General features: G+C 56.7%; 23 protein-coding genes. All 23 read left to right on the top strand.

The window, feature by feature from the left end:
• Positions 1-13: 13 nt before the first annotated feature.
• A complete protein-coding gene (gene nuoI / locus L6439_RS26015; RefSeq protein ID WP_168183046.1) occupies positions 14-466 on the top strand; it encodes an NADH-quinone oxidoreductase subunit NuoI in 453 nt (150 codons plus the stop codon).
• Positions 459-980: an NADH-quinone oxidoreductase subunit J gene (locus tag L6439_RS26010; RefSeq protein ID WP_168183045.1), complete on the top strand. Its 522-nt coding sequence runs from the start codon at positions 459-461 to the stop codon at positions 978-980. Before nuoI ends, L6439_RS26010 begins: the two co-directional genes overlap by 8 nt.
• Positions 981-1,292, top strand: a complete 312-nt coding sequence (gene nuoK, locus L6439_RS26005) for an NADH-quinone oxidoreductase subunit NuoK (RefSeq protein ID WP_168183044.1) — start codon at positions 981-983, stop codon at positions 1,290-1,292.
• 19 nt (positions 1,293-1,311) lie between these two features.
• Positions 1,312-3,207: an NADH-quinone oxidoreductase subunit L gene (gene nuoL / locus L6439_RS26000; protein WP_213469871.1), complete on the top strand. Its 1,896-nt coding sequence runs from the start codon at positions 1,312-1,314 to the stop codon at positions 3,205-3,207.
• Positions 3,208-4,821, top strand: coding sequence for a complex I subunit 4 family protein (locus L6439_RS25995; RefSeq protein ID WP_168183042.1), 1,614 nt, complete (start codon positions 3,208-3,210; stop codon positions 4,819-4,821).
• A gap of 4 nt (positions 4,822-4,825) precedes the next feature.
• Positions 4,826-6,370, top strand: coding sequence for an NADH-quinone oxidoreductase subunit N (locus tag L6439_RS25990; RefSeq protein ID WP_213469873.1), 1,545 nt, complete (start codon positions 4,826-4,828; stop codon positions 6,368-6,370).
• Positions 6,371-6,536: 166 nt separating this feature from the next.
• The gene (locus L6439_RS25985) at positions 6,537-6,812 is read left to right on the top strand and encodes a hypothetical protein (protein WP_213469875.1); all 276 of its coding nucleotides are present in this window, start codon (positions 6,537-6,539) and stop codon (positions 6,810-6,812) included.
• Between the two features lie 561 nt (positions 6,813-7,373).
• Positions 7,374-10,238: a S8 family serine peptidase gene (locus L6439_RS25980; protein ID WP_213469876.1), complete on the top strand. Its 2,865-nt coding sequence runs from the start codon at positions 7,374-7,376 to the stop codon at positions 10,236-10,238.
• Positions 10,239-10,279: 41 nt separating this feature from the next.
• Positions 10,280-10,540 carry a DUF1146 family protein gene (locus L6439_RS25975; protein WP_168179153.1) on the top strand — a complete coding sequence of 87 codons (261 nt, stop codon included), beginning with the start codon at positions 10,280-10,282 and terminating at the stop codon, positions 10,538-10,540.
• 296 nt (positions 10,541-10,836) lie between these two features.
• A complete protein-coding gene (gene murA, locus L6439_RS25970) occupies positions 10,837-12,165 on the top strand; it encodes a UDP-N-acetylglucosamine 1-carboxyvinyltransferase (protein WP_172878952.1) in 1,329 nt (442 codons plus the stop codon).
• Positions 12,166-12,571: 406 nt separating this feature from the next.
• A complete protein-coding gene (spoIID, locus tag L6439_RS25965; protein ID WP_213469877.1) occupies positions 12,572-13,729 on the top strand; it encodes a stage II sporulation protein D in 1,158 nt (385 codons plus the stop codon).
• Positions 13,730-13,813: 84 nt separating this feature from the next.
• On the top strand, positions 13,814-14,596 hold the full coding sequence (locus L6439_RS25960) for a M23 family metallopeptidase (protein WP_168179150.1): 783 nt from the start codon (positions 13,814-13,816) through the stop codon (positions 14,594-14,596).
• A 349-nt stretch (positions 14,597-14,945) separates the two neighbouring features.
• Positions 14,946-15,233, top strand: a complete 288-nt coding sequence (spoIIID, locus tag L6439_RS25955) for a sporulation transcriptional regulator SpoIIID (protein WP_006674820.1) — start codon at positions 14,946-14,948, stop codon at positions 15,231-15,233.
• 200 nt (positions 15,234-15,433) lie between these two features.
• Positions 15,434-16,441 carry a rod shape-determining protein gene (mreB, locus tag L6439_RS25950; RefSeq protein WP_168179149.1) on the top strand — a complete coding sequence of 336 codons (1,008 nt, stop codon included), beginning with the start codon at positions 15,434-15,436 and terminating at the stop codon, positions 16,439-16,441.
• A 45-nt stretch (positions 16,442-16,486) separates the two neighbouring features.
• A complete protein-coding gene (locus tag L6439_RS25945) occupies positions 16,487-17,353 on the top strand; it encodes a flagellar hook-basal body protein (RefSeq protein ID WP_213469878.1) in 867 nt (288 codons plus the stop codon).
• 21 nt (positions 17,354-17,374) lie between these two features.
• Positions 17,375-18,205: a flagellar hook-basal body protein gene (locus tag L6439_RS25940; RefSeq protein ID WP_168179147.1), complete on the top strand. Its 831-nt coding sequence runs from the start codon at positions 17,375-17,377 to the stop codon at positions 18,203-18,205.
• Between the two features lie 18 nt (positions 18,206-18,223).
• The gene (locus L6439_RS25935; protein WP_168179146.1) at positions 18,224-18,628 is read left to right on the top strand and encodes a DNA-directed RNA polymerase subunit beta; all 405 of its coding nucleotides are present in this window, start codon (positions 18,224-18,226) and stop codon (positions 18,626-18,628) included.
• Positions 18,629-18,796: 168 nt separating this feature from the next.
• Positions 18,797-19,312 carry a CDP-alcohol phosphatidyltransferase family protein gene (locus L6439_RS25930; RefSeq protein WP_006674815.1) on the top strand — a complete coding sequence of 172 codons (516 nt, stop codon included), beginning with the start codon at positions 18,797-18,799 and terminating at the stop codon, positions 19,310-19,312.
• A gap of 282 nt (positions 19,313-19,594) precedes the next feature.
• A complete protein-coding gene (gene fabZ / locus L6439_RS25925) occupies positions 19,595-20,026 on the top strand; it encodes a 3-hydroxyacyl-ACP dehydratase FabZ (protein ID WP_168179145.1) in 432 nt (143 codons plus the stop codon).
• A 187-nt stretch (positions 20,027-20,213) separates the two neighbouring features.
• Entirely contained in the window at positions 20,214-22,214 is a 2,001-nt protein-coding gene (locus tag L6439_RS25920; protein ID WP_213469879.1) for a DUF5693 family protein, read from the top strand.
• On the top strand, positions 22,190-23,398 hold the full coding sequence (gene csaB, locus L6439_RS25915; RefSeq protein ID WP_213469880.1) for a polysaccharide pyruvyl transferase CsaB: 1,209 nt from the start codon (positions 22,190-22,192) through the stop codon (positions 23,396-23,398). Before L6439_RS25920 ends, csaB begins: the two co-directional genes overlap by 25 nt.
• A 15-nt stretch (positions 23,399-23,413) precedes the next feature.
• Positions 23,414-24,181, top strand: a complete 768-nt coding sequence (locus tag L6439_RS25910; RefSeq protein ID WP_168179142.1) for a WecB/TagA/CpsF family glycosyltransferase — start codon at positions 23,414-23,416, stop codon at positions 24,179-24,181.
• A 114-nt stretch (positions 24,182-24,295) separates the two neighbouring features.
• Complete coding sequence (locus L6439_RS25905) at positions 24,296-25,423, top strand: glycosyltransferase family 4 protein (RefSeq protein WP_168179141.1); 1,128 nt, start codon at positions 24,296-24,298, stop codon at positions 25,421-25,423.
• Positions 25,424-25,427: the final 4 nt, after the last annotated feature.

The raw sequence follows: 25,427 nt of genomic DNA, 5'->3' as shown, positions 1-25,427 counted from the left end.
AGGGGGGAAATACGTGAAAGGAATATTCAAAGGGCTGGGCGTCACAATGAAGGCGCTGACTTCCAAAAAAGTCACCTATCCGTATCCCGATAAGCCTCTGGTCATGCCTGACCGGTTCCGCGGCATTCAATATTTCGATCCGGACAAATGCATCGTCTGCAACATGTGTGCGCGCATTTGCCCGACCGATTGCATTACGCTCACCGGCAAGCCGAACCCGGATCCGGAGAAGAAGGGCAAGGTTATCGATACGTTCGACATCAATTTTGAAATTTGCATTTTGTGCGATTTGTGCACCGAGGTATGTCCGACGGAAGCGATTGTCATGACGAACAATTTCGAGCTGGCGACGTACAGCCGGGACGATCTGTTCAAAAACATGGAATGGTTGAACGAGAACAACCAGAATATTCGGCAGGAAAACAATTCAGCCATGCCAAAAGGGGGCGCCAGAAAAAATGTTTAACTTCTCCATCGAGTGGACGGGAGAAACGGTAGCCTTCTTCGTGCTTGCCATTTGCATCATTACCGGATCCGTATTGATGCTCAATTTTACGAAGGTCGTTCATATGGTCGTGTCGCTGGCCTTCGCTTTTCTCGGGCTCGCGGGCATTTTCGTTATGCTGGAAGCCGAGTTCGTCGCCTTCGTCCAGGTGCTGGTCTACACGGGAGCCATCTCGATTCTGATGATCTTCGGCATTATGATGACCCGGCATGATCGTCAGGACGAGGAGGTATCGCGCCCGCTGAGGGAGACATTGGCCGCCCTTGGCTGTCTGGCCTTGTTCGGGGTGCTGTTCTTTACGATACGCGGCACCGACTTTCCCGCGCCTGAGCCGGCCGGGCTGGCCCAGAACAATACGCTTCAGCTCGGGAAGCAGATATTCACGGAGCATGTCATCCCGTTCGAGCTGCTGTCGGTGCTGTTGACCGTCGCATTTATCGGGGCGATCGTGCTTGCGAAGAAGGAGGCGGATTAAATGGGTAGCATGCTGGCTTCCTATCTTACGCTGGCAGCCATCCTGTTCTGCATCGGATTGTTCGGGGTGCTGACGAAGCGCAATGCCGTCATCGTGCTGCTGTCCATCGAACTGATGCTGAATGCGGCCAATCTGAACTTGATTGCCTTTTCCAAGTATGGGGTCGTGCCGAACCTGAAGGGCCAGATCTTCTCGCTCTTCACGATTGCCGTCGCCGCGGCGGAAGCGGCGGTCGGCGTCGCCATTCTAATCGCGTTGTACCGGAACCGCGGCACGGCTAACGTGGACGAATACAACGAATTGAAGAGATAACCGTAAGGAGGATACGACAATGGAATCCGTCTTGTCGCAATATGCATGGATTATCCCGGTCATTCCGCTGCTCGCGTTCCTCGTGCTGACGGCATTCGGCCGCCAGATGAAAGGTGCTGCCGTCACGCTCGGCGTCTTCAGCTCGTTCGCGGCATGCGTACTGTCCATCCTCATCCTGTGGGAGCGGATGACAGGAGCGCCTGACGACTACACCCGCAGCTTCGAATGGTTCCGCGTCGGCGATATCCGTCTCGAGTTCGGATTTGACGTTACGAATCTCAATGCGCTGATGCTCGTGATTGTCACGCTGGTTAGCACGCTGGTCAATATGTATTCCAAAGCCTATATGGAGGACGACGAGCGGCAGACGGTGTTCTATGCGTACATCGCTCTGTTCACGGGCGCCATGCTTGGACTTGTCCTGTCGCCGAACCTGATTCAGCTTTATATTTTCTGGGAACTGGTCGGGGTCTGTTCCTTTCTCCTGATCGGCTTCTGGTATGAGCGGCCTGCGGCGCGCGCCGCCGCCAAAAAAGCCTTCATCGTGACCCGCATCGGCGATGTCGGGCTGCTGGTCGCGATTCTCATTCTGTTCTGGCATATGCCGAACCATGCGCTTGATTTTACGATGATCGGGAACGTGTTCGCCAATGCCGATTCCATGGCGCAGCATGGCATCTCCGCCGGCTTGGGCACTTGGCTTGCCGCGCTGATCTTCCTGGGAGCCGTCGGCAAATCCGGCCAGTTCCCGCTGCATACATGGCTTCCGGACGCGATGGAGGGGCCGACGCCCATCTCCGCGCTGATTCACGCGGCGACCATGGTTGCGGCTGGCGTATATTTGGTCGCCCGGACCTTTGCTATTTTCTCGCTCTCGCCGACGGCGATGATGATCGTGGCGGGGGTAGGCGGCTTCACCGCGATCTTCGCGGCATCGATTGCCGCGGCGCAGCGGGATATGAAGCGGATTTTGGCCTATTCCACCGTCAGCCAGCTCGGCTATATGATGATGGCGCTCGGGCTCGGGGCGGTTACGGCCGGGATATTTCATCTGTTCACCCATGCCTTCTTCAAGGCGCTGCTGTTCCTCGGGGCAGGCAGTGTCATTCACGCCATACATACACAGGATATCTTCCGCATGGGTGGCTTGGGGAACCGGATGAAGGTGACGGCCTGGACCTTCGCCATCGGCGCCCTGGCGCTGTCCGGCATTCCGCCGCTGTCCGGCTTCTGGTCCAAGGACGCCATTCTGGGGGCCGCTTGGGAACAAAATATGCTGCTCTTCATCGTTGGAGCCGTCACCGTATTCATTACCGCCTTTTATATGGCGAGATTGTTCTTCCTGGTCTTCACCGGTTCGGCGGCCGCCGATTCGGATGCGGAGAGCGTCCGCGAAGCTCCGGCTTCCATGACATTCCCGCTCGTCGTCTTGGCCGTGCTGGCCGCTGTCGCCGGCTTCGTTCATACTCCGTTCAGCGGCGCGTTCGGCACGTGGCTGAACGCGGATGAACCGGGCTCCTCCGTTCATGCGGCAGCCATGATCATATCGGTGCTGGCGGGCGTGCTCGGCATCGGGTTGGGATATATTTGGTACGGACCGCGCGGAAGCCGCCGCGGCGGTACGCGGGAAGCGGCCAATCCGTTCTATCGGCTTGTGGCGAACAAGTACTATATCGACGAGATGTACGAGATCGTCTTCGTCCGCTCGCTTGCCGGTCTCGGCCGCATCCTGCAGGCGTTCGATAAATGGATTGTCGCCGGAATTGTCCGGCTTGTATCGGGAACGGCCATTGGCATCGGCAAGACGGGGACCCGGCTGCAGAACGGGCAGATCCAGACCTACGGGCTGATGTCGCTGTTCGGATTCGCTGCGCTGATCGTGTTCATCCTGGCGCTCGGAAGGAGGTTCTGGTAAATGGTAAACGGGCTTACATCGCTGCCCTTATTGTCACTGCTGACCTTCTCTCCGCTGTTAGGCGTGCTGATTTTGCTGTTCGTGCCGAAGGGCTGCGCGCGCGCGATTCGGTTCATCGGCATCGCGGCGACCTTCCTGCCGCTCATCTTGGCGCTCACGGTGTACGGCATCTACGATTTGGTCGATAAGGGAGCGTCTTTAACCGAGCAATACGCTTGGATCTCTCTTCCGCTGAACCTGGAGATCGCCAGCGGCATTCAATCCTGGTCGTTCAATATCGATTATCATTTGGCCATTGACGGTCTGTCGCTGCCGCTCGTCGTCATGACGACGATTGTGGCCTCGATGGCTGCTATCGCTTCATTGGGCATCAAAAAAAGATGGAAAACGTATTACATTCTTTTTCTTTTGCTTGAGGTCGGAATGATTGGCGTCTTCCTGGCGCGGGATTTGCTCCTGTTCTTCATGTTCTTCGAATGGACGCTCGTGCCGACGTTTTTCCTGATCGGCATATGGGGATTGATGCACCGGGAGAAGGCGGCGAACCGCTTCCTCGTCTATAACGGGCTCGGTTCGGCCTTGCTGCTCGTAGCCTTCGTCATGCTGACGGTAACCGCGGGCTTCGCGAACCATCCCGACTTCCCGGATGGCGGCCACTATATCTACAGCAGCAACCTGAATGTCATTATGGACAATCTGGGAAGCGCGTCAGCTTACGTCAATCAGGCGGACTACAGCGTCTTTTATCTGACCGCGGGAATGAAGACGACGGTGTTCGTGCTGCTGCTGATCGCCTTCGGCATCAAGCTGCCGTTTTTCCCGTTCCATACGTGGATGCTGAAGGTGCATGCCGAAGCTCCGGCTCCGGTCGTCATGCTTCACTCGGGGATTTTGTTGAAAATGGGAGCTTACGGGCTCGTCCAATTCGGTGCGGCGCTGCTGCCTCGCGAGACTTCATCCTGGGCGGCCGTGTTGGCCGTGCTCGGCGTAATTAATGTGCTGTACGGTGCGGTATTGGCATTCCGGCAGCGGGAGCTGCGTCTGCTGCTGGCGTATTCCAGCATCAGCCATATGGGCTTCGTGCTGCTCGGCGTCGCGGCGATGAACGAGCTGGGCATACAGGGCGCAGTCGTTCAGATGGTGTCGCACGGCTTCATCTCGGCCCTGTTCTTCCTGCTCGTCGGCAGTCTTAGCGAGCGAACGGGCACGACGCGCATCGGGGAACTGGGCGGCCTGGCGAAGAGCATGCCGTTCTTATGCGGGATTCTGCTCCTGGCCGGTCTGGCTTCGCTTGGCTTGCCGGGGCTGTCCGGCTTCGTCGCGGAGCTGCTGACCTTGCTCGGGCTGTACGGTACCGCATCCTGGGCCGCGATACTCGGAGCGCTCGGGGTCATCTTCAGCGCCGTCTATGTGCTCCGCGGGGTGCTGGCCATCTCGTACGGGCCGATCGATGCCCGCTTCGAGGGGCTGAAGGATGCGCGGCTGGCGGAGGCGATTCCGATAATGGTGCTGACCGCATGCATTGTCCTTATCGGTCTGTTCCCGTCCTTCGTAACCGACCCGATAGACAATAGCGTCGGGCAAATGATCGAATTATTCAAGGTGAGGGGGTAGGCTCATGGAAACGCCGCATGTTCAACTGCTGCATTTGGCCGATCTCGCACTGCTGGCGCCTGAGCTTACGCTAGTCATTGCGGCCATTGTCATCTCGCTCATTGACTTGGCTCTTCCCCGCCGGATCCACCGCGACGTCATGGGCGTGCTCTCGCTGATGGCCGTCGCCGTGTCGCTTGGCTTCGTCCTGCTCAAGCTATATCAGCGGGCGAAGCTGACGGCAGAGACGGCGCAGGCGGTGCAACTGCTGGAACACAGCTATCGCATCGACGGCTTCGCGCTGATAATGAAGGCCATCATTCTGATTGGCGTCGGGTTCGTCATCATGATGAGTCTGGGCAATCTGCGCAAGGAAGAGCTGCCGAACCGGGGAGAGTATTACTATCTGCTCCTTCCGGCCGCGATCGGAGGCATGATGATGGCTTCCTCCGGCGATCTGCTTACGCTTTATGTCGGCTTGGAGCTGCTTAGCATCACATCGTATATTTTGGTGGCGATGAAAAAGCACGACAGCAAATCAACGGAGAGCGCCTTCAAGTATACGGTGCTCGGAAGCGTCGCTTCGGCCTTTATTTTATACGGCATGTCATTCCTCTACGGGATTAGCGGAAGCACGGCTTTCAATGGAATCGCCCATGCGCTGGCCGATCGAAGCGCCGGGTTCGAGGCGCTCATTTATGTCAGCTTCATCCTGATGATCGTCGGCTTCGGCTTCAAAATCGCGGCGGCTCCGTTCCACGCCTGGGCCCCGGATGTATACCAGGGGGCGCCGACGCCGATATCCGCCTTTCTGGGCGTCGTGTCCAAGGCGGCGACGATAGCTGTCGTATTCCGCATGTTCTACAGCATGTACCTCGGTCTGGGTCAGAATATGGCCATCTATTCGGACCTGTCGACGATCTTGCTGTCTATCGCAGCCTTGTCCATGATCGTCGGGACGACGATGGCGCTGCGCCAGGCCAACGTGAAGCGGCTGCTTGCCTTGTCCGGAATCGCGAACGCGGGCTATCTTCTGGTTCCGGTCAGTCTGAACTTGTTCGGCCAGCATCTGCACGCGTCGAATTTCGCGGAATTCATTTATTATCTTATCGCGTATTTGTTGATGACCTTCGGGGCTTTTGCCGTTCATATGGTTGTGGAACGGTCCTCCGGCCATGACGAACTAAGCGGCTATGCGGGCCTCTACTACCGTTCGCCGTGGCTGGCCGTCGCCATGACGGTGATGGTCTTGTCGCTGGCCGGCATTCCGGTTACCGCGGGCTTCTTCGGGAAGCTGTTCATTATTCTCGGGGCGATTGCATCGCACACGCTCTGGATCGCCATCGTCATGATGGTCACGAGCGTTGTCTCGTTCTACTTCTACTTCGGCTTTATTCGCCAGATGTATATGCGCGGGGATAATGAGGAGGCGGTCCGCATTCCATGGACGCAAGGTCTCGTCATCGTCGTCTGTGTGCTCGCGATTGTCGGCCTCGGGGCATTCCCGAATCCGGTCATCCATGCGCTGGGCCGGGTCTTCTCGATCGGGGCCGATCTGCTGGTGAGATAAAAATGAGCCATTAGGGCTCCTGAACCTGGGCACCAGGTTCAGGGGCTTTTTGGGTATTTAGAATTTAACTATTTTTGGAGCATCATCGCCTACTGAGGGCATCGGTTCCTCCTCGGGCTTGAACGTGTGGAGGGAATTGCTGCTATTTTACAGGAATTTCGGTTCAATGAGTCCGCATCCCGAGGAAATGCTGCAAATCTACATCATTTTAGGCCGTTGTGCTCCAAGCCGGAGCCAAACGGGTGAAATTGCTGCAGTTTTGCAGGATTCTCTTTTAGCTGAAGCCGTGCCTATCGAATTGCTGTATTTACGCAGGATTTTGCTTACCGAATCGACGTGTCTGAAGAAATCGTGGAATCTTCAGTCCGCTGGCCCCCTTTTTTACGAAGGGGCGGGGATTGTCCAATTTCCTAAGCAAAACTTGACACTCCGAGCGTTTTAAATCCATTTCTTTCTAAATGAGAGACAAGTCCTAATGAAGTTCCGAAACATCCCTTGGACTTTCTTAATTTTAGATAGGGCGGGGCCGGGGAAGGCAGAACAGGTTAAGTTAGGGCTAGCGGGTCCGTGCATGAAGCAGGCTGATCCGGCATGAAGCCAGTTAGTCCCCCGCATGAAATTGCCGTACAGGCGAAGTTTTTTTATCCGGGAGGCGGGGAACGAGGGGTTAGTTTTCCATCCAAAAACAATGGTGAAGAGGCGGGCTTGCGAGCCCGTTGATGCGGAATTTGTTGATAATAGGTCCAAGGAACTATATTGGCTTTAAATAAAGGATTGTCCTTTTCATGTGACGAATCTTATATATCTTACGACGCCTTGTGCAGTCATTCGGCATCCCTTACAATAGCAATGGGTTCCATGGCGAATGGCATGGCGGACAGGAATGTTCTGTCAACAAGCAAGGTTTACCGATTGACAGCAGGGTGATGGTCTGGTTTAATCATCCTCTGAATGAGGCACGGTGCCCGTGCATAACCTGAATGATTGGAATGGGATGAAAGTTATGAAGACACGATGGCGAACAGCCGTCGGATCGATGTTGGTTGCAGCCTTGGCCTTGCTTGTCCTGGTGAACTCCTTGACTCCGCTGCAGACAGAGATTCGTAATCTGCGGCCGGTCGACCGGGCAGGGACGGACGGCAATCTTCTCTCCTTAAGCGAGATGCGGCGGGAAAGCGCCGCGAAGGAAGAGGCAGCCGACTCCTGGATTGTAAAATGGAAAAATGGACATTACGATGATCGGCTGCTGGCGAACAGCCAAATCGTAAGCGAGCAGCAGGCCGTCAATATTTCGATCGTCAAGCCGCAGCAAGCGGACGCCGCCGGGGATTGGCTGGAGCTGCTGAGACAGTCGGAGCATGTTGAATATGTTCAACCGAATCAGTCTGTCCAGACGCTGAACGCGGCCGTCAAGCCCAATGATCCGCTCTATTCCCAGCAGAAGTACTTGCGGCAGATCGGAGCGGATAAGGCGTGGGGTCAGGTCAAGGGCAACTCGAGCATTACGATCGCGCTGGTAGATACCGGAGTGGACCTGAACCACCCTGATCTGAAGCCCAATCTCGTCAAAGGCACGAATCTGCTGGAAGCGGGGCTGCCTCAGGACGATAACGGCCATGGCACCAGCGTGGCGGGCGTGCTCGCCTCCGTGGGCAATAACGGCAAGGGTACCGCAGGGGTGCTGTGGAACGCGAAGATCATGCCGATCAAGGCATTGGATGCGCAAGGCTACGGGGACGAAGACAAGTTAGGCGCCGGCATATTGTACGCGGTCGATCACGGAGCCAAAATCGTTGTCATGTCAGTGGGATTGTATCGTTATTCGAAATATATGGAAGATATCGTGAGTTACGCCGAGAAAAAGGGCGTGCTGCTCGTCGCGGCCACGGGCAATGACGGCTTGCGCTACCAGGAGAAGGTGGAGGTCAAATATCCGGCGGCCTATCCGACTGTGCTGGCTGTCGGGGGAAGCTCGCCCGATCTATTGGTAGAGCCGCGGTCGAACACGGGGCCGGAGGTCGATCTGGTCGCTCCGTGGCATGTCTTTACGACAGCGCTCGGCGGCGGCTACAAGGCGGAGGAAGGAACCTCGATGTCTGCGCCGCAAGCGGCCGGAGCGGCCGCCCTGCTGTGGAGCAAATATCCCGCGCTGAAGCCCTACCAGATCCGGGAGCATCTCCGCCGCACCGCGCAGAATATCGAATCGCCAGGCTGGGACCGGGAGAGCGGATACGGCCTGCTGCGTGTGGACGAGGCGCTTCGCATCCCTTACGATGAGCAAGCATTCGGCACGAATACGACTCGCGCCTCTGCGCGCGTATTCCCTATCGACACGTCGCTTAGCGGCGTATTCGCCCCGAATAAGCGGACCCAATGGTTCGCGGTCGATGCCCCTTACGAAGGCACCTTGCAGCTCTCGCTGGAACGGATCCAAGGGAAAGGAACCGTTCAGGCGACGCATTACGAAGGGAAGCAGAGCACAGGCAAGACGTACAGCGACGCAGGCGGCAAGAAGACCCTCATTCCGGTGAAGCAGGGCCTGAATATGATCCGTCTCCAGCATCAAGGTTACGAGGGAAAGGAGACGCTGTCCTATAAGCTGTCGTCCCGGTTTTTCATCTACGAGGATCCTTTCGAATCCAATGACCTGCAGTACCAGGCCTACACGATTCCGGCGCGGACGCAGGATATTGCCGGCACGTTCGGACATGCGGGCGATGTCGACTGGTATATGATTCAACTGCCGCGCAAAGGCACGCTGCGCCTGAAGGTCAGCGTGGATACGGTGCGTATCGATCCGGCGCTGGAGGTGCGCGGCTCCCATATTCGGACGCAATGGATCGATGAAGAGAAGGAGGGGCGGTCGGAATCGGCCGTGCTGACCGATCTTCCCGCGGGGAAATATTACATTCAAGTGCAGAATGTCGTCACGGCGCATCCGGAGCCGGTCGCGGGCGAGTATAAGCTGCATGTCGATTATATTACGCAATACACCGATCCGAATGAACCGAACGACAAGATGTATGAAGCGGTCACGATGAGCGAAGGCACCGAATATGTCGGCGTGTTCGACAAAGACAGCGATGTGGACTGGTTCCAATTCACGGTCAAAAATCCGGTCTACGGCACGGTGACCTTGAAGAGTCTTCCGACGGACCGGAACGTCGGCATGACGGTGATGACGAAGGAGCAGAAGAAGCTCGCCGGCGCGCAGAGCGGCTCCAAGCTAGAGCAGATATCGGCAGGCGCCGTTCTGAAGCCGGGAACGTATTATGTCCGCCTGACGACGGACAAGAAGTTCGACACGAAATATTACCGTTTGTCCTTCAACACCGAGCCGTTGGTTGAAGGCTTCCGGGATATCGGCGGCCACTGGGCTCAGGATGCGATTGTGACGGCCGTCCGCTCCAAGTGGATCAAGGGCTATGACGAGGCGCTGTTCCGGCCGAACCGCCAGATTACCCGGGCCGAAGCGGCAGCCGTCCTGACCAAGGCCTTCGAGCTGGGCGGAAGCATTCAGGGAGCTCCCACCTTCGTTGACGTTCCGGCGAAGCATTGGGCCTACGCCGATGTCTCCCGGGTAGCGAAGGCGGGGATCACCGGCGGCATCGGCAACCGCCGCTTCGGTCCGGCTCTGCCGGTCAAGCGGGCGGAGATGGCTGTCATGATGGGCAAGGCGCTCGGCATTCAGCCGGAGCGTCCGGCGGAGGCTCCGTTCCGCGACGTGCCCGTGAACCATTGGGCCGCCCCGATGCTGGCCGCCATGAAAGAGGAGGGCCTTATCCAAGGGATGGACGAGGACCTGTTCGCTCCGGATCGGGAGGCGACCCGGGCGGAGTTCGTGTCGATGCTCGACGGGCTGCGGTAAGCTGGATTTGAGGAACAACCTCTATAGAAGGAGGGTGTGTTATGGATAATTCTTGGTCGAATCTATCGGCAGCTGTCGGTTGGGGCGGCGTGGTGAATATGCTTGTCACGCTGCTGTGCATCGGCGTCGCGTGGTGGTCGCTGCAGCATGTCAAGCTCGATCTGTTCATCCGCCACCCGCAGAGCCCGCAGGGCAAGATGCTGCACTTGCTCCTGGCGATTATAGTCGGGCGGGCAGTGGCCGGTTTTTTCATCGATTATTGGGGCTGGACGCAGTCCGTGCGTTATCTGTTTGGAGCGTAGCGATTGTGGTTAAGAGGAAATGAAAAACATTCACCGCATGCCGGCAGCCTTTCCTGTCGCTGCCCTGGGATGGCAGAGACCGGGGACGGCCGGCGGATTCGGTGGTTGTCGAATAACATCGAATAAAGATGTCAACAATGGGAGTAGCCCCAAGTAAATTGTGGAAGGGTATGTCGAAAAATATCGCTTGTCGGCCTCGTTAGGCGGTGGTATGATGAGGGTTGGGCAAGAGAGAGACCTACCATCTTGTACAGTGATGTGAGGATGGGGCGAAAAAAGGCGCGGAGGGAAACATGATGAGCAAATTTATCGTCCGCGGAGGCAAACGATTGACGGGAACCGTCCGCGTAAGCGGTGCAAAGAATTCGGTGCTGCCGATCATCGCTGCTTCGTTATTGGGAGAGCATGGCGTAAGTGTAATATGTGACGCGCCTCCACTCGACGATGTCAAGACGATACACCATGTGTTGGAGAAGCTGGGAGCCAACCTTACATATTCCAATGAAACCATTCGCGTAAACGCAGAGCATCTTCACTCGTATGAAGCTCCGTATGAGCTGGTGCGCAAAATGCGGGCGTCGTTCCTCGTGATGGGCCCATTGCTGGCCCGCGCGGGTCAGGCACGGATCTCCTTGCCTGGCGGCTGTGCGATTGGAACGCGGCCTATCGATCAGCATCTGAAGGGCTTCGAAGCGATGGGTGCGCAGATTGGATTGGGTCAGGGCTACATTGAAGCGAAAGTGAACGGCCGGCTGAAGGGCGCCAAGATCTATTTGGACGTGGCCAGTGTCGGCGCGACTGAAAATATAATGATGGCTGCAACGCTGGCCGAAGGCACGACGACGATTGAAAACGCGGCGCGCGAGCCGGAAATCGTCGACTTGGCCAACTATTTGAATAAGATGGGCGCCAAGGTGCGGGGCGCCGGCACCGGAGTCATTCGCATCGAAGGTGTAGAGCAGTTGCACGGGGCCGAGCATACGGTCATCCCGGATCGAATCGAAGCCGGCACCTATATGGTGGCCGCGGCGATGACCGGCGGGGATGTGTACGTTGAGGGGGCCATTGCAGACCATCTTGGTCCAGTTATTGCGAAGATGGAAGAGATGGGCGTGCAGATCGAACCGGACGAGAATGGAATCCGGGTTCGAGCCGATCGGCCGCTCAAGGCCGTAGACGTGAAGACGCTGCCTTATCCGGGCTTCCCTACGGATATGCAGTCGCAGATAATGGCGCTTCTGCTTGTGGCGGAAGGGACCTCCGTCGTCACGGAGACGGTATTTGAGAACCGCTTTATGCATGTCGATGAGTTCAATCTGATGTCGGCGAATATTAAGGTTGATGGACGGACCGCCGTCGTCACGGGAGGCGCTAAGCTTGTCGGGGCGAAGGTGTGCGCGACGGACCTGCGCGCAGGCGCGGCCTTAATCTGTGCCGGACTGGTGGCGGAAGGAACGACCGAGGTGAGCGGGGTGCACCATATCGACCGCGGCTACGTCAATATCGCGGAGAAGTTATCCTCGCTGGGAGCCGATATCTATCGCGTCACGATCGAGGAGCAAGCGCAGGAAGCGAAGGAAGAACAGGACATTCCGCTGTTCAGCGCGCAGCCGACCTGGGCGTAGATATTCATATCGCTCTCTTTGCGGTTATGATTTGAATAAATGAATCCGGTCTGGATTCGTCCGTTCGAAGGTTCCAAGATTCGGATGCGGCGGCTAAAGACGTCAATTCAAGCAAGAAGCGGTTCCTCCGCAGAAGAGGAACCGCTTTTCGTATTTATATGCTAGTTCCTCAGCTGCTGCGGGTACCTTCGATTTCGTGAGCAATCTGCCGTACCAAAAACGGAAACTACTATATATACGTGTCCTGCCGGCACCTGACCTTTATGGTCCGGCGAAGGACAGAGCTTGTCAGATTCCGGTTCTTTCGTCTCTCAAAAAAGCATAGGATGAAAGTAGATTACCTCCTTCCCTCTATATCCGGTTCATAGAAAGAGGGAGCCATCGGGAGGATAAGGAGAGAGAAGCGATGACAATGCTGCCGACACGGATTTCTGCCAAGCGATGGAAGGGAGGTCCCGCGGCGAGACGATCATCCCGGAGGAACGACATGCTGGGACGAGTCATCCTATGGGCGGGGGGCCTGATGGTGCTGGCGGTGCTGCTCCCGCTCGGGCTGGTAGATCGGCTGGTGGATCGCCCTCCTGCCGCAGAGATCGGTCCCGGTCCGGCGCCGCCCATGACGGGCACGCCCGAGGGCGGGAGGGAAGTGCGCGTCTATCTGGCGAACGCGCGCAAGATAGAGAATGTCCCGCTGGAGCAGTACGTGCGTGGCGTCCTGGCGGCCGAGATGCCGGCCGATTTCGAGTTGGAGGCGCTGAAGGCACAGGCGATCGCCGCCCGCACGTATATTGTGCGCCGCCTTCGATCGGGCGACACTGCCGGCGTCCCTGAAGGGGCTGACGTGACGGATACCGTGGCCCATCAGGCGTATATCCCGCTGGACGAGCTGGCGAATCGGCCGGAGCGCATGATCGCGAGGCTTAACCAGGCCGTCAATGAGACGCGGGATCAAGTGGTTACTTATCAAGGGGAGCCGATAATGGCCGCTTTCTTCTCGACGAGCAACGGGTATACCGAGAATGCCGAGGACTATTGGAAAAATCCGGTTCCCTATTTGAAGAGTGTGCCGAGCCCTTGGGATCAGGCCGAGTCTCCCCGGTACGCCGAGACGGTCGAGCTGCCGCTGAACGAAGTCCTCGACAAGCTCGGCCTGACTCCGGCGGCGGTACCGGGGCTTGCGCAAGCCACGCGGCAGGGAGGAACGGGAAATTCCTCCTCGGGCACACGGCCAGGCGGCGGGCTGGCAGCGGATGTGCGCATCCTGTCCCGAACGGCCGGGAAGCGGGTGGAGGAGGTTCAATTCGGATCGAAGCGCTTCAGCGGCAGGGATATCCGGGAGAAGCTGAATCTGCGATCGAGCGCGTTCGATTGGGAGCGGGACGGCGACAAGCTGCGCATCACGACTTACGGTTACGGCCACGGCGTCGGCATGAGCCAGTATGGGGCGCAGGGCATGGCGAAGCAAGGAGCGGGGGCCGAGCGGATCTTGACCTACTATTATACAGGGGTTCGGTTGGACAAAGCTTCGAAGTTACTAACGGCGTCCGGCAGGCCTTCCTCGTAAGAGAACTATCAATCTAAAAAATTAGCAAACTTCCACGTATAAAAGCGATAGCCCCGGTAACAATGGTTACTGAGGTGATCACAAATGAGTGAACAAAACCAAAACAACTCGAAAAACAAATCCACAACCAGTTCATCGGCTAACAATGCAGCGAACACGCCGGAAGCTTCCAAAACGATGCCGGGAGCGCAGGCGGTTCACACTTCCACATGGAGAAAGCTGTTGTCCAAGCGATGGGTCTTTCCTGCTTTGTACATGGCCGCAGCAGCAATCATCCTAACGTTAGTGTGGGTCTACCAGGATATGAACCGGCCGCTCGACCCGAACGCGGAGACGGCGCAGGTCGATCAGACGGTGGTAGATTCCGGAACACAGGCGGAGGGAACGGTCAACGAAGACGCGGTCGAAGTGGTCGCATCCAACGAGACGCTGGGTTGGCCGGTGAAAGACGCGCAGGAAGTAGACGTCGTCATGTCCTTCTATGACGAGACGGCCAGCAAAGAAGAGCAAGCGGCGGCGCTGATAGAGTTCGAACAGACCTTCACGCCGAATGTAGGCATCGACCTGGCCCGCAAGGATCAGCAAGCGTTCGACGTCCTGTCTGCCATGAGCGGCAAAGTCACCCGCGCGGAGCAGCACCCGAAAAACGGCTTCGTCGTGGAAGTGGATCACGGGGGCGGCATGAAGACGGTCTATCAGAGCCTGGCGGATGTCAAGGTCGCGAAAGGCGATACGGTCAAGAAGGGCGACACGCTCGGCACGGCCGGGCGGAGCGAGCTGGAGAAGGCATTGGGCGTGCATGTGCACTTTGAAGTGTACGACAATAACAAGCCGGTCAATCCGACGAGTCTGTTGGCGAAAAACTAATCTTCTCCACTCTTCGGAGGAAGGCGGAAGCGAACATGCTTCCGCCTTTTGCCGTTCCAGGAGATGGAGCGGGACAGCCTGGATTAAATTTTTTTCAGATCGTTCTATTCCGGCGGACAGCCTTCCCGCGATCGCTCTTGCACGGTTATCGGCACTGAAGTTTTCCGCATCGCACCGCCATTTTTGGACAGGACAAGCGTCCAGGTTCGGCTCCCGTATCCCGGGGGCCTCCTCCCCGCCTGGTCAAATTTATCGGTTAAGCCAGGCTTGTCAGGCTGTCCAACAACGCATAAGTGTGCGGCCCACTCATATAATGTACCAATTAAACCGAGTAGAGGGAGGCGGGAACGTGCACGATTACATCAAAGAACGGACCATAAAAATCGGCCGCTGCATCGTCGAGACCAAGCATACGGTTCGCACTATCGCCAAAGAGTTCGGCGTATCCAAGAGCACGGTACACAAAGATTTGACCGAACGGCTGCCCGAAATTAATCCCGATTTGGCGGACCAGGTGAAGCACATTCTCGAGTACCATAAATCTGTGCGCCATCTGCGGGGAGGGGAAGCGACCAAGATCAAATACAAGAAATCGAGCTCAAAAAAACGTGAAGTGATGACGGCAGGCAAGTCGTAACGGCCGTTCCGAACAAGTGGATCGCCGCCGGATCGTATCGCCTCCTGGCTTTGTTCCGAATAAGACGGATCCTCCTTCATTCTTTCATTGAATCCAGCGCTGTTAGTATGATATGGTAAACGATGAGTAAATATTTTGCAGGAATCGGTCGGATTTCATCGAAAATCAGTTGAAAAATGAATGTGGAGGCTCTTGAACTTATGCTAAGCAAGGATATCGGAATCGACTTAGGAACGGCGAACGTTCTCATTCATATCAAGGGGAAGGGGGTTGTGCTCGACGAGCCGGCCGTCGTCGCGATTGAGAGCGATGCCAAGCGCGTGCTTGCCGTTGGGGAAGAAGCGCGAAGAATGGTTGGACGGACCCCGGGCAATATTGTGCCGATCCGTCCCTTAAAGGACGGCGTCATCGCCGATTTTGAAATTACGGAGACAATGCTGAAGCATTTCATCTCACGCGTCGGCGGCCGCAAATGGTACTCGCATCCACGGATTCTGATTTGCGCCCCGACGAATATTACCTCTGTCGAGCAGAAAGCGATCCGCGAAGCGGCCGAGCGGAGCGGCGCGAAGGAAGTCTTTTTGGAAGAGGAGCCGAAGGCGGCGGCGATCGGCGCAGGCATGGATATATTCCAGCCGAGCGGCAATATGGTCGTCGACATCGGTGGCGGAACGACGGACGTGGCCGTGTTGTCCATGGGGGATGTCGTGACCGCCTCTTCTATTAAAGTTGCGGGGGACAAGTTCGACGACGCGATTATGCGCTATATCAAGCAGAAGTACAAGCTGCTGATCGGGGAGCGCACCTCCGAGGATATCAAGGTGAACATCGGTACGGTTCGGCCGTCGGGATCCGGCCATGAGCGCGAGATGGATATCCGGGGCCGCGATATGGTATCCGGCCTTCCATATACGGTAACGATCACATCGAACGAAGTGCGTGAAGCCCTATGGGATCCGATCTCCTCCATTGTGGCCGCCGCCAAATCGGTATTGGAACGGACACCGCCGGAATTGTCGGCGGATATTATCGATCGCGGAGTCATTCTGACCGGGGGAGGCGCGCTGATGGACGGATTGGACGAGCTGTTGGCCGAGGAGCTGAAGGTTCCGGTGCTGATTGCGGAAGATCCGATGCATTGCGTCGTCAAGGGAACGGGCATGATGCTCGATAATTTGGATAAAGTCATTAAGAAACGGTTCGTATAATCCGATATACAAGGTATATTGTCTACAGTTACGGGAGGAGCTTCCATGATTAGAGGATTATACACGGCTGCGTCAGGTATGGTTACCCAGCAGCGCCGGCATGACACAGTGACGAATAACGTGGCTAACCTGCAGACGCCAGGTTACAAGGCGGTTACCGAAGTAAGCCGATCCTTTCCTGAGATGATGCTGACCTTGATGGGAAGCGATAAGGCCCAAGGCCAGACGATCGGCCGGCTGAACACGGGCGTATTCGCCGAAGAGAGCCGCTTGGTGTTCACGCAGGGCGATCTGCTGGAGACGAGGCAGCCGGGCGATTTCGCGCTGCTCTCGGATATCCAGGTGCCAGGCGTTACCTTCGATGCGACGGGCCAGGGCCAGGATGCGAACGGCAATCCTGTATTCCAGCCGGAAGCTTTTTTCACGGTGCAGGCGGGGGATGAGATCATGTACACCCGTGACGGCCGTTTTCATGTGAATGCGCAAAATGAGTTGGTGACGTCCGATGGCTCATTGGTGCTGAACCGCAATAATGCGCCGATCGTGCTGGAGAATGAACAGGCGCTGGAGTTCATCCAGGTGGACGGAGAAGGCCGGCTGTTCGATACCCGGACCCGTACGCCGATCGAAGGCGGGGAACTGCTCATTAGCCGTATCGACAATCCGAATGATCTGATTCGGGCCGGCAATGGGCGCTTCCGGCTGCAGCCGGGCGCCGCTCAAGCCGCCCCGGTGGCGGCAGGCGATGCCGTGGAGATTCGCCAAGGCGTGCTGGAGCGTTCCAATGTGGATCCGGCACAATCGATGGTGGATATGATGACGGCATATCGCGCCTATGAAGCGAATCAGAAGGTTGTGCAGTTCTATGACAGAACGCTGGACAAGACGGTGAATGAAGTAGGCCGGGTCTAACGCCAGGGCGGGAGGAACGACATGAATCAGACGATGATAGCGGCCGCGGTCTCGATGAATGGTCTGCAGCGGAAGCTGGACATTATCGCGGACAATGTGGCGAACTTGAATACGAAGGGCTACAAACGGAAGACGGCATCCTTCGCCGATGTGCTGACGAATGTGCAACGGCATAATGAAGAATTTCGGCAGGCTGGGCGGGTCACTCCGATGGGGTATACGCTCGGATACGGCTCCAAGCTGACCGGCTTGAGCCGCGACATGAGCCAAGGCTCGCTGCAGCATACCGGGGTCAGCACCGATGTGGCCTTGCAGGGGAACGCGTTGTTCGAAGTGGGCACTCCAACCGGAACGGCATGGATGCGCGAAGGTTCTTTCCATTATATAATAAGAGATGGGGATGAACGGATTCTTGCTTCCTCCGAAGGTCATCCCGTAATGAGCACGAACGATACGGAGATTCGCATTCCGGCCGGCTATGAGATGAAGATTGATGAGGCTGGCCGGGTGTTCGCCGTGAAGACAGGCGAGCCGGACGAGGAGCTCGGACAGCTTAAGGTGGTCCGGCCGCTGAAGCCGGAGCTGCTCGTGCAGACAGAGAACAATCTGTATGTGCTGCCTCAGGGAGCGGACCGGAACGCGGTCGTGGAGACCTTGAATCTAACCGGGGATCGTTCCGATCCGAATGCGCCTCATGTCTATGTGATGCAGGGCATGCTGGAAGAATCGAACGTGTCGATGGTGGACGAGATGGCGGAATTGATTCAAGCGCAGCGGGCCTATCAGTTGGCTTCGCGGGCATTGATGTCGGGCGATGCGATGTGGGGGCTGGCCAATAGTCTGCGTGCGTAATGAAGCAGGTGAATAGCAATGAGTGACGAGAAGAAGCTGCCGGATTTCGAGCCGGAGCAGCAGGATATCTCGCTGCAGCGCCTTGCGCGCAGACAGGGAGAGGAGGCGGTTCGGCGGGCTCCGGGACCTGCGGACACGCCGAGACCGGCTCGGCAGCATGCAGCGGCGGAGCGGACGACCGTTCGCAAGTCGCAGCGGCATAAGGATACAGAGAAAACTGAGGGACAATCGAACGGGACCGCGAAAAAGAAAGCGGGCAGCCCGGTCAAATGGTTGGTCCGTCTGGTCATCGTTCCGCTGATTTGCCTTTTGACCCTAATTGCAGGGTTGATTACCGGATACGTCGTCGTAGGTAAGGGCACAGTGGCGGAAGCGCTCAATTTTGATACATGGAGACACCTGTTTCAACTGGTGTTTGCCTGATTTTGGCCCCGCCTTGAGCGGGGTTTTTTCTGTGTTTTGTTTTCCGGCCGGCGCTCGGTGCCGATGTGGCCCGGTCTGAGCCTGTGCTTGTGCGGTTTTCATTTTAATAACAGGCATGTATAATGAGTTGGAGGAACTGTAATATGGGGGGAACTGGGGGTCTTACGTTTGAATTTGCCTAATGCGCTGACCATGGTTCGATTCGTTCTTATCCCCGTCTTTTTGACTTTGTTCTTCTTCGGTGAGCGGTTCGCCGCGTTCGGAATCTGGCTGTTGGCGGGCGTGACGGATATCCTGGACGGGTATTTGGCCCGCAAGCATAATATGGTGACTTCGGTAGGGATGATGCTTGATCCGTTGGCAGACAAGCTGATGATGTTGACGGTCATGCTGTCATTGCTGTGGGCCGGCGATCTGTCTATCGCCGCGGCGCTGGCGATGCTGGTGCGCGATGCTGGGATGATCGCGGGAGCGGCGTTGATGCATTTTAAGGGCAAGCGGACGGTTCCCGCCAACTGGATGGGCAAGCTGACGACGGTATTGTATTATATCGCCATATTGTTCATCTATTTTCAATGGCCGCAAGCGCATGCCATCTTATGGGGCGTTATCCTGTTCTCCTTCGTCACGACTTTCATGTATCTCGTGCTCGTCGTCCGCGTGAACCGAAAGAGCGAAGCATAACGGCGGTGAGCCCATGCCTCGCGACACAGAAAAGGCATCGAATAAACTGTAACCATTAGAGAGAAGCCGGATACCGGCAATATGCGGTCTGTCCTGCAGAAGATAAGAGCGTGTTCACAGCCATGAGAATACAAAGAGCCTCCCGTAACAGCGCCTCGCCGCTGGGGAAGCTCTCTATCTTAACCTTCACGCCTGCAGTCATTGAAGGATGATGTTAGTGTAGACGGGAAGGAACGCTTTTATTCATGCGAGTCCCGAATTTATCGAAAGGAGCATGCGTACATGCTGAATATTGAACAAATTCAAGAAATCATCCCTCACCGATATCCATTTCTTCTGGTCGATCGCATTGTGGAACTGGAAGAAGGGAAACGCGCGGTCGGCATCAAAAATGTCACGATGAACGAGCCGCATTTCGCCGGTCATTTTCCGGGTTATCCGGTCATGCCTGGCGTTTTGATTGTGGAAGCGTTGGCTCAGGTCGGGGCCGTTGCGATTTTGAAGCTGGAGCAGAACCGCGGGAAGCTGGCCTTCTTCGCCGGCATCGATCATTTCCGGTTCCGCGGGCAGGTCGTCCCTGGGGATACGCTGACGCTGTCGGTCGAGATTACTCGTCTCAAAGGAAGCGTCGGCAAGGGACAAGCCGCAGCCAAGGTCGGCGACCAGGTTGTCGCAGAGGGCGAGTTGATGTTCGCGCTGGCGGACCGCACGTAAAAGAAAGGTACGGAACGGGATAAGTCATGCAAAGATTCGGCATGGTTCGGTTATTCTATACGATAAGCGATCCGTGATCGAATCGTTATGTCTTGTTCCTGTCGAACGAGGTCATATGCTCTCGGGAGATGACGGGCTTTTTCGACATGGGGCAACCGTGCCGGTATTGGATTAAGGAGGGAACTTCGTGCTTCAACAGTTGGAAAGAGGGAACCGCCGCATGAAAAAGTGGCTCTGGCTGCTTGTCATCGTCGGATTGGTAGCGGCCATACCGGTTGCTGTCCAGCGGGTTCAGACGGAGCAATCGTCGAATCAAGTGGAATTGGTCGTGAATTACCGCAATCTGGTGGAGGCGGCCGCTTATGCGCCTCAACCGGCGAAGTATATGAATGAACAGCTCGATCGGCTGAAGCAAGCCGGCATCGGCTCGATGGCCATGTTCGAGAGCTCGCTGGCCGAGCTTCGCAATGTCAACCGAATCCTGCTGTATAACTCTCAAGAGGCGGCTCTGCTTGATCAGAAGACGCCGCCGCTCAATGAAAATTATACATATGTGCTCTTCACGAGTCCGGAGAATGCGGAGCGGCTGTCTCCGCTGATCGAGAATACATTCCTCGGGCTCGATATTAATGTCCGCTTGTGGAGCGGACGGGATGGCCTGATTATCGAGGCGCCCGTAGAGAGCGCATCCATGAAGCCGCTGCCGCAGGATCCGATAGCGATCGAGCAGCTGCTCGCCAAAGGCTTCCACATCGTGCCGCGGCTGTCCGATGCGCTTCCCTACAATCAGGAGCAGGTGGAAGCGCAGTTGAAGGGCTTCCACGATATCGGCGTGAAGACCATTATTTTCGACGGCGAGTCGGTCAGGGGCTTCAATGATGATCTGGAAATGAATAGCCTGACTGCCTTTGCCGATTTGTTGAAAAAATATGATATCGCGATTGCCGCCATTGAAGGCTTGAAAGTGGAGCAAAAAGGAATGAAGAAGCTGGCGTATTTGACGGATTATAATGTCATCCGCCTGCACTCCATTACCGATCAGGAAGCGTTCAATGAGCCGGATGTGCTGGGTGATCGCTTGTCGCTCGCCGCGAAGGACCGGAATATTCGGATGATTTATTTCAATATCGGAGTGAAAAAGGACTTCACCAAAGCGGAAATTGTCAATTCGATTGACAACATGCTGCACAGCTTGAAGGAGCCGGGGCATGCCCTTGCATCGATTGAAGCCAATGGATATACATTTGGGCAAGCGGAAGCGTTCCATGTCGTCGATGCGCCATGGCAGCGCTATGCGAAGCTGCTGGTCGTCATTGGCGGGGTCGCGATGATCGCGCTTATGATTTCGTTCTTCGTTCCGTATGTGATGCTGCCGGCCTTCCTTATCGGCCTGATTGGCAGTGCCGGCTTGTTCGTCCTGAAGCCGAATCTGTTGGAGCAGGCGCTCGCCCTGGGCGTTGCTATCAGCGCGCCGACCATTGCGATGGTGCTTGCGGTCCGCCGGGTCGATATGAGCCCGGCCGTGACGGCGGGGGGAACCCGGTTAGCCAAGGCGCTCGGCTTGTTCCTCCGCACGACGGTATTGTCGCTGATGGCGGTTCCGTTCGTGATTGCGCTGTTGAATAACATTACGTACAGCCTGGTGCTGGAGCAGTTCCGCGGCGTGAGTCTGCTTCATTTCGTGCCGATTGTCTTGACCGCGCTCTATGTATTCCTGTATCGCGGGGAATCGGTATATAAGGAAGGCAAGCGATGGTTGTTCATGCCGATTACGGTCGTGTGGGTCATTGCTCTGGGCGTCGTTGGCGCAGTGGGGCTGTTCTATTTGTCCCGCACGGGCAATGCCGGGACGCTGCTTCCGGGGGAAGCGACCTTCCGGGCTTTGCTGGAAAATACGATTGGCGTCCGTCCGCGCAATAAGGAGTTCCTGATGGCCCATCCGCTTCTGATTGCGGGCGCCTTCATCGCTTATCGATACCGCTTCGGCGTCTATCTGTTTATCATCGGATCCATTGGCCAGTTGTCCATGGTGGATACGTTCGCTCATATCCATACGCCGGTCATTATCTCGCTGATTCGGACCGCATTGGGTATCGGGCTAGGCATCGTGGTCGCTCTTATCTTCGTGTTGATATGGAGTATTATTGAAAGGTGTTGGAAGGCATGGCGGCCGAAGTTCGAAGCATAGCGCTGTCCGGCTATTACGGATTCGGCAACAGCGGAGACGAGGCCGTGCTGCTGTCGATTCTGACCGCGCTGGAGCGGGCCGGCCAGGAGGAAGGCCTCCGGATTCAGCCGATCGTGCTGTCGGGCGATCCGGTGACAACCTCCCGGCTGTACGGGGTGCAAGCCGCTCATCGAATGAAGCCGGCCGAGCTGCTCGGCGCGATCCGCGAATGCGACGGCCTCATCAGCGGCGGCGGCAGTCTGCTTCAGGATGCGACCAGCTGGAAGACGATACCGTATTATTTGGCGGTATTGAAGCTGGCCCAGTGGTTCGGCAAGCCGACCTTTATTTACGCGCAAGGGGTGGGGCCCGTCGGAAGACAGGCCTTCTACCCTTATATCCGCCGCGTGTTCAATAAGTCGGCCTATCTGTCCGTCCGCGATGCGGAGTCGGCGGATCTGCTGGCCCGCATGGGCGTGAGCCGGGAACGCATCGATATCGTTCCCGATCCGGTCATGGGGCTGAAGCTTCCCGAAGGCCGGGGACCGAGGAAGGAGAACGGCCCGCACGCGGAGGGGGATGGGAAGGGCTTCGATACGGCCGGCCGTCCGATTGTCGGCGTGTCCCTTCGCTTCTGGAAGGACGATCGCTCGGATATGCGGGCGATTGCGGACCTCCTGAAGCAGGCCGCCCGCCAGCGGCCTGTGCATCTGCGCCTGTTGCCTTTCCACGGGGAGGCCGATACGGAAGCTTCGCAGTATGTCATGGACCTGCTGCGGGAAGAGGTTCCGGCCTGGAATGGAAGCGAGGATTCAGCCCAGGGGGAGCAGGCAGCGGGCGGCGGCTCGGTGATGAGCCTGTGCCCGGCTCAGGAGCACCCGCAAGCGATGCTGTACGAGGTCAGCCGCTGCCGCGCGCTCGTCGGCATGCGCCTGCACTCGCTTATCTATGCCGCTTCCCAGGACGTTCCGATGGCCGGCATATCCTATGATCCGAAGATAGACCAGTTCTTGCACCGGCTAGGCATGAGGGCGGCCGGTTCGACGGACAGCCTCGACAGCGCGGCTGCGGCTGGCGAACTGGCGGAGCTGCTGGATGGAGCCGACAGCTGGCGGGAGTCCCATCGGAGCGCGATTGAATCGTTGAAGCGTGAAGCGATGACTCCAGCGCAGAATATCGTCCGCAGGCTGCTCGAGAAGAAATAAAGTGGGTGATGCATGATGGGGCAACAGGAAAGTCTGGCGAAAATACCTACCGTGTCCATATATGGAATTCATTTTTCCAAGCTGAATATGCAGGATACCGTGGCCTGTCTGGAGAAGGTAATAGAAAGCGGGCATTCGATCCAACTGATTACAGCCAATCCGATCATGGTAATGGAGGCGTTGGAGAATCCTAAGTTCATGAGTGTCATGCAGCAGGCTGATCTCATCATTCCGGATGGGACAGGCATCGTATGGGCCGCGAACTATGTAGGCGATCCGGTTGCGGAGCGGGTAACCGGCTTCGACTTGCTGCATGAGCTGATGAAGGCGGGCGAGGTTCGCCGCTGGAAGGTATTTCTTCTCGGGTCGGCGCCCGACGTGGTTGGGGCCGCGGCGGAGCGTTTGCGCCAGCAATATCCGCTGGTCGATATCGTCGGCGTGCGTGACGGCTTCTTCGGGGAAGCGGAGGATGAGGCGGTCGTTCAGTCCATTCGCGAGGCCGCTCCGGATATCCTGTTCGTCGCCCGTGGCCTCGATACGCAGGAGCCCTGGATTGCGAAGCATCGTCATGAGCTGCAGGTTCCGTTGATGATGGGAGTCGGGGGAAGCTTCGATGTCATCTCCGGCAGAAGCAAGCGTGCCCCGGCATGGATGCAGCGGCTGCGTCTGGAATGGCTGTACCGCCTGCTTCGGGAGCCGAAGCGCTTCGGCCGGATGCTGGCCTTGCCGAAGTTCGCCTGGAAAGTAATGCGCGATAAAGATAAGGTGACAAAAGTGCAATGAAATGGAGCCTATGCTTATGATTTCGTAAGAATGCTCCATAATCTGCTGTTGGTGTTTCCCTTATGAACGGAGTATAATTCGATCCGGTACCATAAATGGGGGTTGGAACAACCGATGATAACCGTATATATTGTTGGTGGACTGGTCGCTTTGCTGCTGGCCACCGGTTTGACGCCGCTAGTCAAGAAGTTCGCGATAAAAGTCGGTGCAGTCGACGTGCCCAATGCACGCAAAGTGCACACCCGCATTATGCCGCGCATGGGCGGCCTAGGGATTTTTGCCGCTTTTGTTATCACGTTATGTTTATTGGCATTATTTGTTCCTGATATATTGTTCGGTCGCCGTGATTCCAGCCTGATATGGGCATTGCTCTCCGGAGGGGCCATTATCGTGCTGACGGGGGCGCTGGATGACCGGTTTGAATTGTCGGCCAAGGTGAAGCTGGTCGGCCAGATTATCGCGGCCTGCGTCGTCGTGTTCGGCTTTGATCTGACAGTCGATTTCGTTAATGTGCCGTTCGGCGATCAATATTTGAATATCGAATCCTGGATTGCGATTCCGCTCACGATCTTCTGGATTGTGGGCGTGACGAATGCCATTAACCTGATTGACGGGCTTGACGGATTGGCGGCTGGCGTATCCGCTATTTCCATTGCCACCATTCTCGCCATGGCGGTCTTTATGGGCAATCCAATGGTGATTCTGTTGTGCGCCGTGCTGCTGGGCAGCATTATCGGGTTTTTGTTTTTTAACTTTCACCCGGCCAAAATCTTTATGGGGGATACCGGATCGCTGTTCCTTGGGTTCAGCCTGGCGGTATTGTCCTTGCTGGGCTTTAAGCAGATTGCCATCGTCTCGTTCATTACGCCGCTCTTGATTATCGGCGTTCCTTTGTCGGATACGTTCTTCGCGATTGTGCGCAGAGCGGTGCAGAAGAAGCCGATTTTTGCGCCAGACAAGGGGCATTTGCACCATTGCTTGCGCGAGCTCGGCTTCAGTCATCGCAAGACGGTGCTCATCATCTATGCGATTGCCACCTTCTTCGGCGTATTGGCCATTATTCAGTCCGTGGCGGCCTCGCATGATGCGAACTGGGTGACGTTTGTCGTCATCTGCATTCTGATTGTCTCGCTTCAGCTCGGCGCCGAGGTCATCGGCATCGTCAGCAAGACGAAGCGGCCGCTGTTGAATATGCTTCATCGCATGCGCGTGAAGGCGAATGCGGATTCGCGGTCAAAATAAGTGC

The sequence above is a fragment of the Paenibacillus dendritiformis genome (assembly GCF_021654795.1).
Taxonomy (GTDB): Bacteria; Bacillota; Bacilli; order Paenibacillales; family Paenibacillaceae; genus Paenibacillus_B.
This window is presented reverse-complemented; position numbering and strand designations above follow the sequence as displayed.